We start from the raw sequence: 15,737 nt of genomic DNA on the forward strand, positions 1-15,737 counted from the left end.
CAACCGCACCCGCGGTTGGGGTTTCCTATTGGACCAGACCTTCGAGGGCTCGCGACCAGATCTCCGCGAGCCGCTTTGCCCTGTCCGCCGAGAACAGCGCGTCGCTCCACCGCCACGTGGTCACCAGTTGCGGACCGTCTGCGGTCGGCTGGATCGCCGCCGCGACGTCGAGCGTGTAGCGCAACGGGAGGTCCGGCTCGGGGTCGAGCGGCAGCAGCTTGTTCAGCGCCAGATCGGTGATCGGCGCCCACGGCGCCTCGTTCGCCCCCGCCAGATCGAAGCGGCCCAGATAGTTGAATTCGATCTGCGGCGGTTGTGCGGCAACCAGTTCCGGGACCCGAAGCCCGTAGCGCAGCAGTCCGTAGTCGAGACCGTTGTTCGGTATCTGCGCAATCTGCGCCGTCACGGACTCGAGGTCTCCCCCGAGCCTGACCGGATACACGCTCGTGAACCAGCCGACCGTCTGCGCCGTGTCCGCACCAAGGAGTTCGTCCTCGCGACCATGGCCTTCCATCGCGATGAGCGTTCCGGCACCGGGGTCGTGCCCGCCCTCGACCCGCCACTGCGCGATCGTTTGCGACAGCGCGGTGAGCAGGTACTCCCGGACGCCGACCTCCTTGGTCACCCTGTCCAGCAGTAGACGCGTCGTCGCGATCGAAGTCGGCGCCGTAGTGACCTGCAGTGCCGCCCAGGTGTCGGTTGCCGGGTCGGGCAATCGGTCGCCGATGACTGGATCCGCTTCCTTTACCTGCGCTATCCAATAGTCCTGCTGCGCGCCAACTTCCGCCGATGCGGCGCGCTTTCCCAGCAGCTGCGCCCACGTCCGGTAACTGGTGAACTCCGGCAGCACCTTCGGACTTCCGGTCTGTGCCGCCGCATCGGCGAGGTCGGCGAACAGGACGTGCCACGAGACCGCGTCGGTCGCGAGGTGGTGGATCGTCAGCAGCAGGACGTCGTCCGCGTCGGGACGCTCGAACCACACCGCTTGGACCATCCGGCCCGCCGCCGGGTCGATGCGATCGATCGCCGCCCGCGCGCCTTCGACCAACGCGTTCTCGAAGTCAGGTGCGGGAACCCTTGTCAGAATGTCTGCTGCCCGAACAGCTCCGGGTGCACGTGAGACCAACCTGTCGCCAAGCTGCGACCGCAGCATGTCGTGCGCGTCGAGTACCGCCTGCAGCACAGATTCGAGTCGCTCACTGTCGATATCCGACGGCAGCGTAGCGAGTGCTGTCTGCGTGAACCGGCGGAAGTTCCCGAACTCGTACATCCAGTCGATGATCGGCACCGCGCCGATCTCGCCGTATTCGGCTACGTCGGCCGTTCTCGAAACTGACGCGTCGATCGCCGCTGCCAGATCCCGAATCGTCGGTGTTGCGAGCACCATTCGCGGCGTGATCGGCAACCCGTGTCGCCGCATCTTGTTGACCAGCGAGATGGCGACGATCGAATCCATGCCCAGGTCGAAGAAGTCTTCGTCCACACTCGGCGCCGCATCGAGCAGTTCGGCGAATGCGCCGCAGAGTGCACGTTCGGTGTCGGTGTCCGGCTCGACCTTCGCCTCTGCGATCGAGCCGGCGATGCGCGTCAATTCGTGCGCGTCGAGCTTTCCGTTCGAGTTGACCGGCAGAGAATCGAGCGTGATCAGGCGCGACGGAATCATGTACGACGGCAAGCGGTCCGCGAGTGCAGACCGCATACGTGTCGTGTCGCCATCGCCGCCGACCAAGAAACCGACGAGGCTCGCGCCGCTCTGCCGTCGCACCACGATGACAGCCGCGTTATCGACCTGCGGCAGCCGAAGCAGCGCGGACTCGACCTCGGAGATCTCGATGCGATAGCCACGAACCTTGACCTGAGTATCGGTGCGACCCAGGAAGGACAGTCCGCCGCTCGGCAGTCGGCGGACCAGGTCGCCGGTGCGGTACATCCGCTGACCGGCATGGAACGGGTCCGCGACGAAGCGGTCGGCGGTGGTTGCCGGTCGGCCGACATAGCCGCGCGTCAGCTGCACGCCGGACAGATACAGCTCACCCGCAACGCCGTTCGGCACCAACCGAAGTCCGGAGTCCAGGACGTAGGCCGACATTCCGGCGGTCGGTCCCCCGACCGTCGGCACCGGCGAATCCTTGACGACGGCGACGACTGCCTCGACCGTCGTCTCGGTCGGTCCGTAGCAGTTGTAGACGTCCGTTTCGGGCAGCGATTGCAGGTGCGACCACAGCTGCGGCCCGATCGCCTCACCGCCGAGGGCGAGCACCGCGAGCTGAGTCTCCCCGAGGCCGACCGCGGCAAGTTGGTTGAACATGGATGGCGACGTGTCGATCATGTCGACGTCGTGCGCGCCGATTCCCGCGACCAACTGCTGCGCATCCCGCATGGCTTCGGCGTCGAACAGGTGCAGCGCGTGGCCGTCCAGCAGACCGATCAACGGTTGCCACGACGCGTCGAAGCTGAGCGACCACGCGTGCGCGATCGTGAGCTTGCGGCCGAGTCGCGCGACCGCGGGCGCATACACGTGGTCGCGGTGATCGGCGAAGTAGCCGACCACTGCTTCGTGAGTTCCCATGACGCCCTTGGGTTCTCCCGTAGATCCCGATGTGAAGATCAGGTACGCGCACTGCGCCGGGTGCACGGCGGGCCGTACGAACTCGTCGACGCCGTAGGGCTCGTCGAGGTTCAGCACGGGCAGGTCGCCCGCGAGTCCGAGGGAGTCGGTATCCGAGATGGCCAGCACCGGATTCGACTGCCGCAGAATCGAGTCGATTCGAGTCGACGGCAACGAGATGTCGACCGGTACGTACGCGCCGCCTGCCTCGAGCACGGCCAGAATTGCGATGATCGACCGCGCCGAACGTGGCAGCAACAGAGCCACAACCGATTCCGCGCCGACGCCACGGCTGACCAGTTCGCCTGCCACACGGTGCGCGGCCTCGCGCAGTTCCTCGTAGGTGAACCGCTCGTCGGTGGTCGTGAGAGCGAGTGCGTCCGGAGTCGCCGTCGCCTGTCGTTCGAACAGGTCTGTGATACTCCCCGTTTCCACGATGGAAGGTGCGTGGACGAGTGCAGCGCGTTCGGTCGCGGACAGGAGGTCGAGATCGTCGACTGTCGAGTCGGCAGAGTCGGGAAGTTGCCGTAGGACGCTGAGCAGCCGGGCGCCGATGTCGGCAGCCGAGTAGTGCGGGATCGCCTCGGGGATCGCTTCCATGATCACGACGAGCGAGCCGTCGAGCAGGTAGGACACCACTGTCAGCGGGTAGTGCGCCAGGCTCTCCATTGTCACGGGGAGGAACCGGGCGCCGTCGGCGGCGGTCACCGGTTCGGTCGCGGACCCGATCGGCGCGTTCTCGAAGACGAACAACGTGTCGAAGAGCGAACCGTGCCCCGCCGCACGCTGGACCGTCGACAAGCTCAAATACCCCTTGTCGCGCATTGCTGCCGACTCGCGTTGCAGCCGGGCGCACTGCTGCCCGACGGTCTGCGTGCGGTCCAATTCGACGAACGACGGGACCGTGTTGATGAACAGCCCGATCATCGTCTCGACGCCGGGCAACGCCTCGGGCCGTCCGGAAATCGTTGTGCCGAAGACGACATCACGACGGTCCGTCAGGCGTCCGAGGACGATCGCCCACGCGTACTGCACGGCAGTGTTCAACGTGAAACCGTTCGACCGCGCCCACTGCGACAGCTTCGCGGTATCGGATGCGTCGAGGCTCAGCCGAGTCCGCTGTGGCACGGTCGCGCCGACGTCGGCGGACCCGTCCGCCAACATCAGCGGACCGCTCAGCCCGCGCAAATAGTCGGCCCACTTGCCGGCGGCAGCGGTGGTGTCCTGAGCGTTGAGCCAGCCGATGTAATCGCGGTACGGCCGCGGTTCCGGCAGCGAGCCGGTGGCTCCGCCCGCGTTGTAGACAGCGATGAGCTCACCGAAGAACACCGCGACCGCCCACCCGTCCATCAGGATGTGATGCGCGGTCAGGATCATGCGACGGCGTTCGTTCGGCAGATTCACGAGGACGACCCGCAGCAGCGGGCCGCTCGCGAGGTCGAACTTCAGCTGCCGTTCGGACTCGGCGATCGAGTCGAACTCCTCGGGCAACGCCGACCGTTCGAACCACGGGAGCGCCACCCGCGACGGCACGATCTGTACGGGTTTGGGGAGGTCACGATCCCAGAACGACACTCGAAGGTTCGGGTGCCGCTGCAGAATTACCTCGACGCTGCGGCGCAGCAGCGCCACATCGAGCGGTCCGCCGATATCGACGACGAACTGCATCGTGTACAGGTCGATGCCCTCGTCGGCCAGCTGCGCCAGGGAGAACAAACCCTCCTGCAGGGGGCTGAGTGCGAGGACGTCTTCGATCTGTGGCGGGGACTCGGCCGTCATGAGCGGGCGTTCCACGACGCCGACAACGCCGCCAAGGCATCCGCACCCAGACCGGACGCGGTCATCGGCGCGTGCGTGTGCTGCTCAGCCGGTTCTTCCGCCACGGTCTCCGGCGCTGCCCTCGCCTCATCCACCGCGGCAGCCAGCTCTGAGATCGTGAAGAACTCGAAAACCATCTGGGGCGTCAAGGGCAGTCCGAGGTTGTTCGCCCGACCGGACCACTGGATCGAAATGACGCTGTCGCCGCCGAGCGCGAAGAACCCGTCCTCGGGTGTCACGTCATCGATTTCGAGCAGTTCCTCGAGAATCTCGATGAGCACCCGCTCGGTGTCCGACGCCGGACCTGTGACGGCATCGGTTCGCCGTGGAACCTCGACTTCGGTTGCCGCCGAATCGAACACGAGCGCACCTGTCGAACTCCAGCGTGCGCGCTCTGCCGTCTTGACGCCGTCGACGAACACATCGCCGACCACGCCGTGCGGCAACACCCGCAGCTTCTCGTCGAGCACCTGAACGCGCGATCCCTCGACGGGGCGACCGTCGCGCAGAATCGCGTCGCCGATGCGGTACTCGTAGGTGACTGTCGATTCCGGTGCCAGGGCAACGAGCAGCTCGTTCAACGACGCCGGACCGGCCGGCGCGTTCACAATCCACAGCCGCACCGACGGCATCATCGAGACGCCGGACAGAGCGAGGCTCGCGAGGACTTGCGCGTCTGCGCGCACAGTCTCTGCGTGCTGCTCGACGATCGAGCGCGCAAGCACGTCGGGGTCGTCAGCGGTGCACGCGTCGAGTGGAAGTGCCTGCTGGGTCCCCTTGCCCCACTCGAGGACCCGATCTCGCTCGGCCGCGGGGACAAGATCCAGCTCGTCGAGTGCCACGTCGGGCGTCTGCGCGAATGCGTCGAAAACCTTCGCGAGGGTCTCGGCCATGAGCTCGGCCGTCGCCGGGTCGTAGAGGTCTTTGCTCACGACGATTCGGGTCGTGATCGCACCGTCCGCCTCGACCGCGAAGTTGACGTTGATGTCGAGGAACGAGATGTCGAAGTCGACAGGCAACATCGTCAGCGTCGTGTCACCGGTGAGGTCCAGCCTCTGCTCTCGATCGCGGAAATGCATCATTGCCTGGAACAACGGGTTACGCGACCGGGTCCGCTTCGGGTTGAGTGCCTCGACGAGCCGCTCGATCGGAAGCTCCTGATGGCCGTATGCACCGAGCGCCGAATCGCGACCGCGAAGCAAGACGTCCCTGAGTGTGGGATTGCCGGACAGGTCGTTGCGCAGGATGACCATGTTGGCGAAAAGTCCGACCAGATCCGTCGTCGCTTCGTCGACACGACCTGCGATCGGCGTGCCCAACGCGAGATCGTTGCCACCGCCGAGCGCGTGCAGCATCGTCACCACTGCGGCCTGGCATGTCATGAACTCGCTTGCGCCCGTTTCCTCGGCCAGTGCCTTGACCCGTGTGCGCACCGACGCGGGAACCGTGAACACTGCGAGTTCGCCGCTCTTACCGAGCACGGGCGGCCGCGGCCGATCGTGGGCGACAGTGATCTCGTCGGGCAGGCCGGCAAGCGCGCCGCGCCAGTATTCGAGTTCGCTCTCGCCGAAGCTGCTCTGCAGAATCTCACGCTGCCACAGCGCATAGTCCGCGTACTGGATCGGCAGTTCGTTCCACGTCGGCGCCTGACCGGTCGACCGCGCACCATATGCAGCGGCAAGGTCGGCGAGGAAAACGCTGAACGAGCCGTGATCGGCAACCATGTGGTGCGCCAGCACCGACAGCACGTGCGTCCGCTCGTCGAGTGCGAAGATTCGCGCCCGGATCAGCAGCTCCGACTCGATGTCGAAGCAGTAGGTCGCGACATCGGCAAGCACGCTGTCGAGCTCACTCGACGCGATCTCGGTCACTGGAATTTCGAACGATTCGACCGGCCGCACAACCTGGTACGGCAACCCGTCGCGCTCCACGAAATTGGTCCGCAGCGCCTCGTGGCGATTGACCACGTCGTTCACGGCGGAACTGAGCGACGCGAGATCCAGCGGACCGTCCAACCGGACCGCGAACGGGATGTTGCTCATCGCGCTCGGGCCTTCGAGCCGATGCTGGAACCACATCGCGAGCTGGGAGTACGACACCGGGACGTCGTCCGGCCGTTCGCGTTCGGTCAGTTCGGGCCGCGAGCTTTCGACGGTCGGTTCGAGGTCCTCGAATTCGTCGTCCAGATCGATGTCGAACTCGTCGCGGAAGGCTGCGACAAGATGCGCCGCGAGGCCGGCGACCGTCGGCGTATCGAAAGGCACGCGCACGTCGATCTCGATGCCGAACTCGGACCGGATCTGGGTCACCAACCGAGCGGCGAGCAGAGAATGGCCACCGAGCTCGAAGAAAGAGTCGTCGGCACCGATTCGATCGCGACCGAAGATCCGCCCGAACAGTCCGGCTACACGCTTCTCCGTCGGCGTCGAAGGCTCCCGGTATTCGCGCGCAACCATGAGGATCGGTTCGGGCAACGCGCGACGATCGAGCTTGCCGTGCGCGGTGGTCGGCACCTCTTCGATGACGCCGAACGCTGCGGGCACCATGTGGTCGGGCAGGATCGCGGCCGCGTGGGCGCGCAGCTGCTCGATGACGATTTCCTCATCACGCTCGGGCACGACGTAGGCGGCGAGCATCGCGCCGAGAGCTTCGTTCTCGGTTGCGACAACCACGCAGTGCGCAACGGTCGGATGGCTGCTGATCACGGCCTCGACCTCGCCGAGTTCGATGCGGAACCCGCGGATCTTCACCTGCTCGTCGGATCGCCCGACGAACTCGATGTCGCCATCACCGTTGCGGCGCGCAAGGTCACCTGTGCGGTACAGCCGGCCACCGGGTTGGAACGGGTCGGCAACGAAGCGCTCGGCCGTGAGGCTCGACCGATCGTGATAGCCACGGGCCAGCTGATTGCCGCCGATGTAGATCTCGCCGACCACACCCATCGGGACCAGTTGCAATGCGTCGTCGAGGAGGTAGAGGTAGACGTTCTTGTTCGGCGTTCCGATAGGCACGATGCGGGTGCCCTGGGGTCCGTCGACGGGCATGCGGGTCGAGGCGACGACGGCCTCGGTCGGCCCGTAGTGATTGCGAAGCTCGGCATCGAAGACGTTGCCGAACCTGTCTGCAACCTCACCGGGAAGCGCCTCGCCGCCAACGGGCACGAACCGCAGGTTGCGCCATTCGCTGACCTCGGGGAGCAGCAGGAAGGTGCTCAGCATCGACGGCACCATGTGCAGAACGGTGACGCCCTTACGAGTGATCAATTCGGCGACGTACGGGATGTCGCGGAAGGCGTTCGGCTTGGGTACGACCAACCGCGCGCCCACCGCGAACGTGACGAAAATGTCCATCATCGACGCGTCGAAGCTGACCGACGACGACTGCAGCAGCCTGTCCTGCGAGGTCATGCCGAAGTCGCTTGCGAACAACGACACGTGTTCGGCGATCGCCGCGTGCGAAACGGGCACGCCCTTCGGTGTGCCCGTCGAACCGGACGTGTAGATCACGTACGCGAGGTTGTCCGGACGAAGCGGGGTGACGCGGTCGGTATCGGTCGGGTTCGCCTCTGGCAAAGACGTGCTCTGCGCTTCGGCCGCTGCCAGGGATTCGGGATCCAGCCGCAGTTTCGGCGCGGCGTCGTCGATGAGGTACTCGATCCGGTCGGCCGGGTACGCCGGATCGATCGGCAGGTACGCGGCGCCGGACTTCAACACGGCCAGTGACGCGACCAGGAACTCGACAGACGTCGTGAACTCCAGCGCGACGACGTGTTCGGGTGCGACGCCCTGGCCGATCAGCCAGTGCGCCAACCGGTTCGCGCGGTTGTTCAGCTCGGCGTAGGTCAGGTCGATCTGATCCGACGTTACGGCGAGTGCGCCCGCCGACGCTCGCGCTTGTTCCTCGAACAGTCCAATCAGCGTTGCCGGCGCAGCGTCGACCAGCGGACCGTGCGAGACCTCGAGAATCGAGGCCTTGCCTGCGTCACCGAGCATGTCGATATCGCAGATCCGCTGCGCCGGATCACTGAGCACGCTGTCGAGGAGCTTGACGTAGTTCGTCAGAAGCTGCTCGACAACCGGGCGCTCGAGCGCGTCGACGAGGTACTCCGCTTCGATCCGCGCTGACTCACCTTGCGAAACGACCATCAACCCCAGCGACTCCTGGGTCACCGCGCTACCGATCCGGAGTTCGGTCGCGTCGATCCCCGCAAGGGCGAAGCCGTCCGCACTGCTGCGTGCGCTGAAGCTGAGTTGCACAAGTTGCGCGAGGACGTCCTGGCCTGCGACGCGGTCCGGATTGACTTCGCGGATCACACGATCGAGGCCGACGCTCTGATGCGCGAACGCACCAGCGGCGGCGTCACGGGCGGTGGCGACGACATCGGTGAAGGTCGCCGCGCGATCGAAGGACGAGCGGATGAGGACCGTGTTTCCGAAGTACCCGATCAACGCGTCGGCATCGGGCCCGCGCCTGTTGGTCACCGGTGCCGCGACGACGAAATCTGCCGCCGCGGTGTACCGGAACACGACGGCGTCGAAGGCAGCGAGCAACACCATGTACGCGGTCGCAGACTGCTCACGGGCGAAGTCGCCGACCCGTCGCATCAGGTCGGCCGGCACCTCGACCGAGAGGTGATCGGCATTCTTCGACACCGCGGTGTAGGACCGCTGACCGGGCAGCTCCAGCGGCTCGGGCAACGGCGTCAGCGTGTTTCGCCAATAGTCGAGGTCTGCCGCTGCGGGCTCGGCACCGTCCAGAACTTCGACATCGACGTACTGCGCGCGCAGCGTGGGCAGGTCACCGTTGTTGTAGGCCGAGTTGACCTCGGCGAAGAAGACGCGCCACGAGTCGTCGTCCCACGCGATGTGATGAATCGTGAGGACGAGCGCGGTCTCTTCGGGTCCGGTCCGCACGGTCGTGACCCGCAGCGGAAGGTCGGTCGAGAGGTCGAATGCGCGCCCGAACTCGCGACGGGTCAGGACCTCGAGGCGGCGTGGACGGCTCTGCTCGGGCAGATCGGTGATGTCGTGCCGCTGCCACGCGACCTCGGCGCCCGCGTGAGCAACCTGATACGGCTCGCCGTCGTCGTCGACGCCGTAGGTGGTCCGCAGAACTTCGTGCCGTTCGAGCACAGTCGCGAACGCGGCCCTCAGCCGGTCCTCGTCGAGCGCGCCGACGAGCCGGTACGCAACGCAGATGTTCAGCGTCGTGTCCTGCGGATCGCGCGTCTGGACGAACCACATCCGGCGCTGACCTGCCGAAAGTGCCGAGCGCACACCAGGCTTGCGCACGACGCGAGCGGTCGATTCGGATGCTGCCAAGCCACTTTCCCGCAGCCTCTGGGCAAGCAGCAGCTTGCGCCGCGCGGCAATATCGTCAGACATGTACTGACCCCTCATTACTCATCAACGCCACGACCTCATCCAGCGAGGCGCCACCCAGAATGGCTGCCACCGGGAGGTCGCGGTTCAGCTGCGCTTTCACGCGCTTACGGAAATCCAACGCTTGCAACGAATCCAGACCGAGGGCAACCAGCGGGACCGAGCCGTCGATCGCGTCGGCGTCGTCGACTCCCATCACAAGATTGAGTTCGTGCAGGATGCGCTCGGCCAACGTGCCGGTCGGTGCCGGTGCCTCCGCGACGAGTGCGGCAACGGGCTCGGGCTCGGCAGGCGCGACGACGTCTTCGGGCACCAGGGGCGACAACATCGGTCCGTAGCCGAAGACGCTGAGAATCGACGCCACTTCGGCCCAATCTGCGGAAATCACAATGCCGTCGCGAGGGTCGGCCAGTCCGACGGCGATCGCGTCGCCAGGATTCATCGGGATAACACCGGCGCCTTCGACTTTCGCGACTCCCGCGTCGTCGAGCGGTCCCTGGACGCTCCACAGTCCCCACTGCACCGACACACAGTCGACGCCCTGCTCGCGCAGCTGCTGCGCCATGACATCGAGCATGCGGTTGGTGACGGCATAGAGCAGCTGGCCACGGCCACCGAGGGTCGCGGCCACCGATGAGCACATGACGACCTTGCACGCCGGGGTCAGCGGGAACGCACGAAGCACGTTTCCGACGCCGAGCACCTTCGAGCGGCTTGCTTCTTCGACCGCCTCGGGAGTGACGTCCTCGAACGGGCTGTCCACATAGTTGACCGCAGCGTGGAGCACGAGGCTCGCAGGGCTGTCTTCGAACTCGGTCGCTTGCTGCAGCACCGCAGACTCGTCGCTCACATCGCATGCGGAAACGACGATCTCGGTCTTGCCGAGCGCACGGAGGGATTCCAGTCGTGGCGCGAGGGCAGCCGACTCACCCGACCGGCTCAGCAGCGTGACGCGGTCCGCACCCAGGCGCGCGTAGTGCTCCGCGAATTCGAGGCCGAGCTTGCCGGTGCCACCGATGATGACAACGTTGCTCAGGTCTTGCGGCTTGGCGATCGCAGCTGACTGGTCGAGAACCAGACGCTTGGCGTAGACCTTCCCGCCCCGGAGCGCGAGATCCGACTCGCCGGCGGTGTGCAGTGCTGCGACGATCGAGGCGGCTTTAGCCGGTCGGGCGAGGTCGCGCGCGAGGTCGAGGTGCCGGAAGGTGACCGCCGGATGTTCGGTCGCGATAGATCGGTAGCCGGCCGTGACGGCGCCGTGGAAAAGATTGGCCGCGCCGTCTTCGGGTGTGACCACCTCGCCGCCGACCGTTACGAGCCAGATGTCTCGAACCTCGTCCTCGAGCGGCGGCCACCAGCGCCGAAGGCCGAAGAACTCGGCAAACTGTGCGACAGCGGACGCGGCATCCAGATCGGGAAGGCTAGGCAGCAGAATCACGACGGTGTCGAAATCGCGGGTATCGGCGCGGTCGGGGTCGTAGAGCGCGGCGGTTGCGCCGTGCCCGTCGGCTGCGTCGATCAAAGCGGTGGCGAGGTCCGCGCACTCGCCGGTGTGGTCGACGAACTGAATCGTTCGCGGTGGCGTCAGCGAACGCCGGTCCAGGCGAACCCAGTTCTCGACAACTCGCTGCGGGTACGCCTCGTCGGGCACCTCGACGGCGGCCGCAACGGTGGGAATGTATTTGGCCCACAGCTTCATCGTCTGCATCTGCACATTCGGGAAATCCCGCAGCGGCAGTGGCACCGGACCTGCCGTGTCGACGCGCAGCGCGTCCCACGAATAGCTGGTGTCGTTGACCGCGATGGTCCCGAGGTTGCGGGTGAATTCACGCAGGTCGGTCGCCGATCGGCGGGACGTACCGACGACGCGCATCGGCTGCCCCGGCGCCGAAACGCTCAGGTTCTCCTGGATCGCGAGCATCAGCGTCGGGTTCTCGGCAATCTCCACGTACAAGTCGATCTTCTCTTCGACCGCGCTTGCGATCGCGAAGTCGAAGCGCACGGCGTTGCGCAAATTCCAGAACCAGTACTCGTCGATGGGGAGGTCGGGGAAGATCGCGCCGCCCAGAGTCGCACCGATGCAGGGAATCGATGGCTCGAGAAACGCGCCGTTGTCGAGCTGCCCGGTGATCACACCGCGGAACTGATCCTGAAAACGACTGACCACCGACGTGTGCGCGGGATATTCGACACGGATCTCCCTGGCGAACTTGCCCTCCTCGGTGAGCTTGTCGATCATCTCGAGCAGAGCGGTCCGTTCGCCGGAGACACACAGAATGTGGGGTGAGTTGATCACCGAGAGCTCAGCCCAACCGGAATGCCGGGCGATCATCGCTTCACATTCGTCGCGGTCGATGGCGACGACTGCCATGGTGCAGTTGCGGGGCGCAACCTCGTGGACGACCCTGGCGCGGGTCGACACGACGCGGATCGCGTCCTTCATCGTCATCGCGCCCGACACATAAGCGGCCGCGATTTCGCCCTGGCTGTGCCCGATGACCGCGGCCGGCGCGACGCCTGCCGCGCGCCACATCGCGGCGAGGCCGACCATCTGCATGAACAGCGCGGGCTGAACTATGCGGATGTCGTTGTCGCCGGACGCATCGGCGTCGAGGATGTAGGACCGCGGCGATGTGCCGTAGACCTCGTGGAAGGCCGCATCGCAGGCATCGATCTCGGCGCGGAAGGCCGGTGAAGTGTCGTAGAAGAGCCTGCCCATTCCTGCGCGCTGGCTGCCCTGACCTGGAAAGACATAGCCGACCCTGCGCGCACCGGCAGCCGCGGTCGTTGCGACGACAGCGGGGTGCTCGGCGCCGTCGGCAACCGCCCGCAAGGCACGAAGCAAGCCCGCGCGGTCGGTGACCATTGCCAGCGCGCGGTGCCTGCGCGCGACGCGGGTGCGGAACAGCATCGACGCGATCTCGTCCGGCGTCACGTCTGCGTGGTCCTCGACATACGCGAGGAGCGCGACCGCTTCCTTCTTCAGGAGGTCCGCTGAATCGGAGGACAGCAGAACCGGAATGCTTCCATCGGGAAGCTGGTAACTAGGCATGGCTGGCCTCCTGGCCGGCTGGCATCGCGATGATGGCGTGCGCGTTGGTTCCGGCAACACCGAACGACGACACCGCGCCGTAGCGGACGCCGTTTCGCGGCTCCCAATACTCGAGCTTTTGCGCGAGGCGCAGCTTGCCGCGCGTCCAGTCGACCTTCGTCGTCGGGTTGTCGGAGAAGAGGCTCGGTGCGATGTAGCCGTGCTCACCGCACAGCAGAACCTTGATCAAGCCGAGGATTCCGGACGCTGCCTGGGCGTGCCCGAAATTGGACTTCAGCGAACCCAGGACAGCATCTGCCGATTCGGCGGCACCGTAGGTGTTTTGCAGCGCGTTGAGCTCGAGCGGGTCGCCGAGCGGCGTCCCCGTGCCGTGTCCCTCGATCATGCCGACATCGCCCGGATCGATACCGGCAGCGGCGATCGTCTTTTCGATCAGCCGCTCCTGCGCTTCGGTGCTCGGTACGACGATCGGCATTCCGGCGCCGTTGTGATTGATCCGGGTCGCGAGCACGTGGCCGTAGATGCGGTGACCCAGTTCGCGCGCCCGCGATTCGTGTTCGACGATCACGACACCGGCGCCTTCACCCCAGAGCGTTCCCGTGGTGTCGTCGGAATACGAGCGGCAGTGGCCGTCGGCGGCGAGACCGTTGTTCTTGGAGAACTCGAAGAACGCGGCCGGCGATCCCATCACGCAGACCGCGCCGGCGAGCGCCCAGTCGCACTCGCCGTTTCGGATTGCGCTCGCGGCCATGTGCAGCGCTGTCAGCGACGACGCGCACGCGGTATCCACGCTGACCGATGGTCCGACGAGACCGAGGCTGTGCGAAATGCGGCCGGCCACTGCACCCAGCGCGGTACCCGTCACCCTGTGGCCCGTGTATTCGTTGATCTCGCCTGCACGCGGTCCGTATTCGGAGATCGATACGCCCATGTAGCAACCGACGTCTTCGCCGCCGAGCGTTCCGGGGTTGATGCCGGCGTTCTCGAGTGCCTTCCAGGCAACTCGCAGTCCGACGCGTTGCTGCGGGTCCATCGACACCGCTTCGCGTGGCGATATTCCGAAGAACAATGGATCGAATTCGATGGCACCGTCGAGAAAGCCGCCTGCGTCGGAAACCTTTCCCCAACCGTCTATGCGGGAAAGGGAAAGCAATTGTTCGACAGGCCAATCGCGATCCCGCGGAAATGGCTGAATCGATTCTTTCGCGTCGGCCAATGTCGACCAGAACGCAGCAAGCGTGTCGATCCCGCCTGGCGCCTCGACTGCCATTCCGGCAATGACGATGGGATCTTGCTCCGCCGTGGTCATCGGCTAGCGATATTTGCCGGTGCCAGCAATTCCGCAATTCCCTGCGCGTGCTCGTTCACGTAGAAATGTCCTCCGTCGAATACGGTGACCTGCACGTCTTTTGTGGAATGCCGCGACCAGCCGTACAGATCCTTCGGCTTGATGAAGGGGTCTTCGATTCCGCCGATGGCATGAATCTCCGCGTTTACGACGGTGCCTTCTGCGCACGAGTACGCGTCGAAGGCGCGGTAATCCAGCTTCATCACCGGCAATGCGAGTTTCATGACCTCGCGGCTCGCCAGCACGTCGTCTCCGGTTCCCTCCAGGGAAACCAGGTGGTCGAGCAGCTGCTGGTCATCGGTGGGATGCGGTGGGAGGTCCGCGACACGGTCGGCCGCGACCGCTGCCGAAACGACGAGCAGCCGGACATCGATTCCCGCGGCTTCGGCAAGCCGCACGAACTCGAAGGCGACGATCGAGCCCATGCTGTGGCCGAAAACCGTCAACGGTCGACCGTCGTCGGAATACCACGTTTGGAACTCTGCGAAAGCTCCTTCGGCGAGTTCGTTCAGCGTCTCCGCGGCGGGTTCGCGGACTCTGTCCTGCCGGCCGGGATATTGAAAGACTATTGTGTTGAACGTCTCACTCTGCAATTTGGAGAACGCTCGATACGCGGAAGCCCCGCTACCCGCGTGCGGAAAAATCAAGAGCGGCGGACCCGCCGGCGAACCTGGTTTTTGAAACTGCCTGATCCAGCCGAGTGGGTTGGGCATTGCGCTGCTCCGAGTTCTGCCGAAACCTCGGCAATAGTTCACGTACGGCACTGACTTTAGCGTAGGCTAGCCTAACCGTCTATCGCCGGGTGCTGTAGGACGATGTCCGACCATAGCCGAGGCTAGGCTAGCCTTACAAAATGGCTACAAAACGTCAGCTGACAGACGTGTCCGAAGCAGTCCGCGCTGTTCCGGCACCCGAGCTGCCCGAATTCGGCGCACCCTTCGGTCTGCGATTCGTCGATCCCGACAGCGACGATCCCGCCCTGATTGCCACGTGGATGAAGCAACCGCATCTCGTCGAGACGTGGGAGCAACCCTGGTCGGTCGACGAGTGGCGTGCCGACAGCCTCGAACGCCTTGGCGATTCCTATTCCCGCCCGTGCATATTGAGCTACGAGTTCGAAGACGGTCGGCGCGACATCGGCTACGTCGAGTTGTACAGAGTCGCGCAGGACGAGAACGCGCTGCTTTACGACGCGGACCCCTGGGATATGGGCTTTCACGTCGCGACCGCCGATCTCGAGCTGATCGGCCGGGGGGTGATGTCGCAATGGATGGCCTCTCTCGTTGCAGAGATCTGGCGGATGGAGCCCCAGTGCCGGCGCATCATCGTCGACCCCGATTACCGGAACGTGCGGATGCGCCGAGCAGTAGAGAAGAAGCGCTTCTGCAATCTCGGCGAGTACGACGTGCGGCCGGACCGCCGGATCGCCCTGTACGCAATTCCGCGCACGCCCGCCGACCTGCCACACGTCCGACCGGACGCGGACTGGCACAAACGCACTTGAGGTAAGCCTTGCCTAACCACCGCTGA

6 protein-coding genes are annotated in these 15,737 nt (G+C 65.3%); 1 reads left to right on the forward strand and 5 read right to left on the reverse strand.

All coding sequences use genetic code 11. From position 1 onward, the window contains the following. Positions 1-25 precede the first annotated feature (25 nt). The 5 genes from JGU72_RS17060 to JGU72_RS17080 are packed head-to-tail and all read right to left on the reverse strand — an operon-like array spanning position 26 to position 14,920. Positions 26-4,387 carry a non-ribosomal peptide synthetase gene (locus tag JGU72_RS17060; RefSeq protein ID WP_199685127.1) on the reverse strand — a complete coding sequence of 1,454 codons (4,362 nt, stop codon included), beginning with the start codon at positions 4,385-4,387 and terminating at the stop codon, positions 26-28. Then, positions 4,384-9,810: a non-ribosomal peptide synthetase gene (locus JGU72_RS17065; protein ID WP_233532505.1), complete on the reverse strand. Its 5,427-nt coding sequence runs from the start codon at positions 9,808-9,810 to the stop codon at positions 4,384-4,386. The genes JGU72_RS17060 and JGU72_RS17065 overlap by 4 nt, the downstream gene beginning before the upstream one ends. Then, entirely contained in the window at positions 9,803-12,859 is a 3,057-nt protein-coding gene (nbtC, locus tag JGU72_RS17070; RefSeq protein ID WP_199685129.1) for a nocobactin polyketide synthase NbtC, read from the reverse strand. Before nbtC ends, JGU72_RS17065 begins: the two co-directional genes overlap by 8 nt. After that, a complete protein-coding gene (locus tag JGU72_RS17075; protein ID WP_199685130.1) occupies positions 12,852-14,168 on the reverse strand; it encodes a beta-ketoacyl [acyl carrier protein] synthase domain-containing protein in 1,317 nt (438 codons plus the stop codon). Before JGU72_RS17075 ends, nbtC begins: the two co-directional genes overlap by 8 nt. After that, complete coding sequence (locus JGU72_RS17080; protein ID WP_199685131.1) at positions 14,165-14,920, reverse strand: thioesterase II family protein; 756 nt, start codon at positions 14,918-14,920, stop codon at positions 14,165-14,167. The genes JGU72_RS17075 and JGU72_RS17080 overlap by 4 nt, the downstream gene beginning before the upstream one ends. Positions 14,921-15,060: 140 nt before the next feature. Here JGU72_RS17080 and JGU72_RS17085 point away from each other — a divergent pair, with 140 nt between their 5' ends. Next, positions 15,061-15,711: a GNAT family N-acetyltransferase gene (locus JGU72_RS17085; RefSeq protein WP_199685132.1), complete on the forward strand. Its 651-nt coding sequence runs from the start codon at positions 15,061-15,063 to the stop codon at positions 15,709-15,711. Positions 15,712-15,737: the final 26 nt, after the last annotated feature.

The organism is Antrihabitans auranticaus (assembly GCF_016481275.1).
In the GTDB taxonomy this organism is placed as follows: domain Bacteria; phylum Actinomycetota; class Actinomycetes; order Mycobacteriales; family Mycobacteriaceae; genus Antrihabitans.

Excerpts from the sequence above, each read along its gene's own strand:
- JGU72_RS17060 (WP_199685127.1), bottom strand. The coding sequence starts at position 4,387 with ATGACGGCCGAGTCCCCGCCACAGATCGAAGACGTCCTCGCACTCAGC.
- JGU72_RS17065 (WP_233532505.1), bottom strand. The coding sequence starts at position 9,810 with ATGTCTGACGATATTGCCGCGCGGCGCAAGCTGCTGCTTGCCCAGAGG.
- nbtC (WP_199685129.1), bottom strand. The coding sequence starts at position 12,859 with ATGCCTAGTTACCAGCTTCCCGATGGAAGCATTCCGGTTCTGCTGTCC.
- JGU72_RS17075 (WP_199685130.1), bottom strand. The coding sequence starts at position 14,168 with ATGACCACGGCGGAGCAAGATCCCATCGTCATTGCCGGAATGGCAGTC.
- JGU72_RS17080 (WP_199685131.1), bottom strand. The coding sequence starts at position 14,920 with ATGCCCAACCCACTCGGCTGGATCAGGCAGTTTCAAAAACCAGGTTCG.
- JGU72_RS17085 (WP_199685132.1), top strand. The coding sequence starts at position 15,061 with ATGGCTACAAAACGTCAGCTGACAGACGTGTCCGAAGCAGTCCGCGCT.